We start from the raw sequence: 4,330 nt of genomic DNA on the forward strand, positions 1-4,330 counted from the left end.
AAATCCGATGCCGCCACCGAGTGTGATTCCGCCGATGCCGACCACGCCCGCGTCTCCGAAGCCGGTGGCCAGTCCGTGCTTCCCCACGGCGATCGTGTACTCACGCGCGGTCAGTCCGGTCTGCGCCCAAGCGGTGCGCCCCTCGACGTCGACCTCCAGGTCCTTCATCTCGCCCAGGTCGAGCACGACACCGTCGCACACGCCATGGCCGGCTCCGCTGTGGCCGCCACTGCGCACAGCCAGCTCCACACCAGCGTCCCGCACGAGCGTGACGACCCGCGAGACCTGAGTCACGTCCGCCGGCCGGACGATGGCAACCGGCCTACGGTCCACGCGGGCGCTGGCGACGATCCGGGCCTCGTCGTAGCCGTCGTGTTCCGGTGTGACGATCCGGCCGTCGACCTCCTCACTCAGCCGTGCGATGAGAGTTCCTGCGTTGTCTGTGGATGTAGTCATGTGCTCTTCCCTTCAAGGCCCGTTCACGCTATCCGTCACCACCGACACAGTCGGTGCGGCCGGGAACACCCCGTCCCTACTCATATGTCGAACGGCACGTCCCAGAAGTGACAGCCCGACCGAGAAAAACGATAGAAAGCTAACCGTTAGATGTCAAACGCTTGGACTTCTAACGCTGGTGAGATACGCTCACCTCCGTGTACGGACCACCAGAGAAGGCGCCCATCGGAATGATGCTGTGGCGCACGGTGAACGCCACCAGCCGCGCCTTCGACACAGCGCTCAGCAGCGCCGGAGGATCGCGCCCGATGTGGTTCATCCTCCTCGCACTGAAGGCCGATCCCGTCGCCAGCCAGCGTGAGCTCGCCGCGCACGTCGGGATTCAGGGCGCTACCCTGACCCATCACCTGACGGCGATGGAGTCTGACGGACTGCTGACCCGGCGCCGCGACCCGAACAACCGTCGCGTGCATCTGGTGGAGCTCACTGACAAGGGCGAGGCCGCGTTCCGGCGGATGCGGGACGCCGCGCTCGACTTTGACCGCAAACTGCGCGACGGCATTCCCGACGACGAGGCCGACCGGTTACGCGAGACTCTCGACCGCCTGCGGGATAACGCCGCGACGATATTGAGCACGGCGAGGAGTACTCATGACAGCGATTGACCGCGACGCCGACGCCCTCCGGCTGTCCGCCGAGTCCTATGCCGCCGGTGACCCTTTCGCATGGTTCGAGCGGCTCTATGCCGAGGCCTCCCAGGGCCGTGCGATCGTGCCCTGGGACTCGCGAACGCCGCATCAGCTCTTGACGGAGTGGACCGACCGGGAAGCGGTCGACGGCACTGGCCGCACCGCCACCGTCGTCGGCTGTGGCCTGGGCGACGATGCCGAACTCGTCGCCGGCCTCGGCTTCGACACCACCGCCTTCGACGTGGCGGCCAGCGCCGTCGAGGGAGCCCAGCAGCGCTTTCCCGGCTCTCCCGTGGAGTACCTGCAGGCCGACCTGTTGAACATGCCGTCGGCATGGCAGCACCGTTTCGACCTCGTCGTCGAGATCATGACCGTCCAGGCGCTGCCAGACCCTCCGCGCGGCGATGCCATACCCGCCGTCTCCCGGCTGGTGGCACCCGGCGGCAAGCTCCTGGTCATCGCGATGGCACGCCACAATCGCAGCGAACCCGGCGGGCCACCCTGGCCGCTCACCCGGGCCGAGGTCGAGTCCTTCGCCGTCGACGGCGTCGTCGCGGAGCGCATCGAGGACGTGCGCACGGCCGAGCGGCAACGGTGGCGCGCGCTCTTCCACCGCGCACCGTAACGACCCGTCTCGTGATCATCAACGGCTGGACCGGCCATGGTGTGGCCGCCCGTTGATGATCACGAGACAGTGAATGCTTGGGAAGAAGTACTACTTGCCGTTGCCCACGCCGACCCTGCTGCCTGGCAGGAGCAGGTCCGCGTGGACCGGGAGGTGGTCTGACGCGTCAGTGGTCACCACGGCGGCGGACCGGGCCACGACGTCGTCCGAGGACAGCACGTAATCGATGCGTCGGTTCGGGTCCTCGACGGGATACGTGTAGCCGTCGCCGACCCCCGCCTCCTCCCAGGCGTCCACCAGCTCGTCCACCAGCGTCTTGATCTCCGGCGCGTCCGGCGTGGCGTTCAGGTCGCCGAGCAGGACCACCGAGTCGTCGGGCGTCCCGATCAGCTCCTTGATCGCCTCCGCCTGTTCGACCCGCTCGTCGGCGTCATTGTGCTGCAGGTGCGTGTTGTAGACCTGCACCGGCACGCCACGGACGACGACGCGGGCCCGAAGCAGCCCACGCTGCTCGTGTCCTTCGTACTTGGGAAGGTACGTGTTGTCCCAGCTGATGATCGGCGAGTTGCTCAGGATGGCCGTGCCGTACTGACGACGCGGCTCGCCCGGGTTGAGCGGGTCGCGGTCGATGTTGGCGCCGTAGACGACGTGCATGTTCAGCTCCTTCGCCAGCCAGCCGGCCTGGTCGACGAAGTCGCTGCGTTCCGAGTGGTGCCGGTCGACCTCCTGGAGCCCGACGACGTCGGCGTCCTCGTCCTCGATCAGGTCGGCGACCCGCTGCAGGTCGAGCCGATCATCGACCCCGACCCCATGGTGGATGTTGAAGCTCATCGCGCGGATCTCCCGGTCGACGGGGTGCGCCTGCGGCTGCTGTGAAGCAGTGGCGGTCGTGACCGGGCTGATGAGCGCGGTCGCCAGCACGGCGGCCGCCAGGGTCTTCACAACGCGTGCAAGATTCATGACCGAGATCTTCATCGCCGGTGGTGAAATCGAGGCGACCTCTCGGTGAACACCGGCAACCGTCGCCGGTTCTTCAACTCGCGTTCAGCAGGCGTCAACGTTTCGCCCGTGGCGATGTATGTACCGTGCCGCACACCAGGTCGGCCCGGGGCGAACGTCGTCCCTGCGCTACGCATGGCCGGCCGCGAAGGAGGAGTCAGGCATGAAGGCAGGCCATCCAACCGGCACATCGTGGCATCGATCCATCGCCATGGGAACCGGTGCCGTCGTCGTGGCAGGCATGACCGTCGCGCTCTCCGCCGGCACGGCCGGAGCGGACCAGCTCACCGACACCGCATCCGATCCGATCAACATCGGCCACCGGGCCAGCGCCGGTTTGGCGCCCGAGAACTCGCTGGCCGGGGTCGAGTTGGTCAAGGAGCAGAACCCGGACTTCTTCGAGATCGATGTCCAGCTCTCCTCTGACGGCGTGCCCGTGATCATGCACGACACCACGCTGGCCCGCACGACCAACGTCGAGGACGTCTTTCCCGGACGCGAGGGCGACCTGATCAGCAGCTTCACCTACGACGAGCTTCAGCAGCTGGATTCCGGCTCGTGGTACAGCGAGGAGTTCGCCGGCGAGAAGATCCCCACGCTGAACGAGATTCTCGACCACGGGTATCCCGGTCCCGGGATCGTCATCGAGCTCAAGAGCCCGGCAGACTCCCCCGGCCTGGTCGACGTCGTGGTGGACGAGCTGAACGCCGACCCCCGGTGGAACGAGCTCGCCGACGACGGCCGCCTCACGGCCATCTCGTTCGACATCGAAGCTATCCACGACTTCTACGAGCAGCGGCCGGACATCCCGGTCATGGGGCTCGGAGCCGTTCCCCAGTCGGACGCCGAGCTGGCGGAGGTCGCGGAGTGGGCGACGGCGTGGGGCACCAATTACCGCACCCTGAACCCGGCCGACGTCGATCGGGTGCACGACGCGGGCCTGCTGCTCAACGTGTACACGGTGAACAGCCCGGAGCACATGAGTGATGTCATCGACCTGGGCGTGGACTTCGTCACCACCGACTTCCCGGGCGTACTCGAGGACCTGTTGGCCGGCGCCGACCCGGTCCCGGATGCCAACGGCATCGTGATCTCGGACGCGGTGGGTAACGCGCCGGGCGACGACGTCCAGCCGGAGAACGGTGAGTACCTCGTGCTGACCAACACCACGGACCGCCCAGTGAACGTCGGCGGCTACTACATCAACGACGCCGTCATCAACACGCTCGCGGTCGGCCGGGGGTACCTCATCCCCGCCGGCGGGGATCTGCGGGTGTACACCGGACCGGGCACCAACGTCCGCAAGCCGTCTGAGGGCCGCTACTACAACGACTACGGTCGTGCAGTCCTGAACAACGGTGGCGACAGCCTTGCGCTGTTCACCCCGGACGACACCCTGGTCGACATCTACGCCTACTGAACGGAACCCACCCAAGCACCGGGCGTGTACCACCACTCGGCTCGCAGGTGCCGACCTTGGGAACGTACCGACATCATCACGGCTCACGCCTGGATGATGTCGGTACGTTCCCCGCGTTCTCGGCGCGCTCGTCCCGCCCGC

The 4,330-nt window shown here is 67.0% G+C and carries 5 protein-coding genes; 3 read left to right on the plus strand and 2 right to left on the minus strand.

Going from position 1 to position 4,330, the window contains the following annotated elements; translation table 11 throughout:
- Positions 1-456: FAD-binding protein (locus ELR45_RS37650; RefSeq protein ID WP_205856476.1), on the minus strand; the 456-nt coding region annotated here is incomplete at its 3' end.
- A gap of 197 nt (positions 457-653) precedes the next feature.
- Between ELR45_RS37650 and ELR45_RS12200 the strand changes: the two genes are divergently transcribed.
- Together ELR45_RS12200 and ELR45_RS12205 are read left to right on the plus strand one after the other, a co-directional pair.
- A complete protein-coding gene (locus ELR45_RS12200; protein WP_240759534.1) occupies positions 654-1,121 on the plus strand; it encodes a MarR family winged helix-turn-helix transcriptional regulator in 468 nt (155 codons plus the stop codon).
- Positions 1,108-1,770, plus strand: coding sequence for a class I SAM-dependent methyltransferase (locus ELR45_RS12205; RefSeq protein ID WP_129666270.1), 663 nt, complete (start codon positions 1,108-1,110; stop codon positions 1,768-1,770). The genes ELR45_RS12200 and ELR45_RS12205 overlap by 14 nt, the downstream gene beginning before the upstream one ends.
- 90 nt (positions 1,771-1,860) lie before the next feature.
- On the opposite strand, the gene ELR45_RS12210 is transcribed toward ELR45_RS12205, so the two are convergent.
- Positions 1,861-2,730, minus strand: coding sequence for an endonuclease/exonuclease/phosphatase family protein (locus tag ELR45_RS12210; RefSeq protein ID WP_129666272.1), 870 nt, complete (start codon positions 2,728-2,730; stop codon positions 1,861-1,863).
- A gap of 202 nt (positions 2,731-2,932) precedes the next feature.
- Between ELR45_RS12210 and ELR45_RS12215 the strand changes: the two genes are divergently transcribed.
- Positions 2,933-4,189 (plus strand): glycerophosphodiester phosphodiesterase family protein, encoded by a 1,257-nt coding sequence (locus ELR45_RS12215; RefSeq protein ID WP_129666274.1) that lies wholly within the window; start codon positions 2,933-2,935, stop codon positions 4,187-4,189.
- Positions 4,190-4,330: the final 141 nt, after the last annotated feature.

It is taken from the genome of Phytoactinopolyspora endophytica (assembly GCF_004138495.1).
Lineage (GTDB): Bacteria > Actinomycetota > Actinomycetes > Jiangellales > Jiangellaceae > Phytoactinopolyspora > Phytoactinopolyspora endophytica.

Coding starts and splice junctions, on each gene's coding strand:
- ELR45_RS12210 (WP_129666272.1), bottom strand. CDS start 2,730: ATGAATCTTGCACGCGTTGTGAAGACCCTGGCGGCCGCCGTGCTGGCG.
- ELR45_RS12215 (WP_129666274.1), top strand. CDS start 2,933: ATGAAGGCAGGCCATCCAACCGGCACATCGTGGCATCGATCCATCGCC.
- ELR45_RS12205 (WP_129666270.1), top strand. CDS start 1,108: ATGACAGCGATTGACCGCGACGCCGACGCCCTCCGGCTGTCCGCCGAG.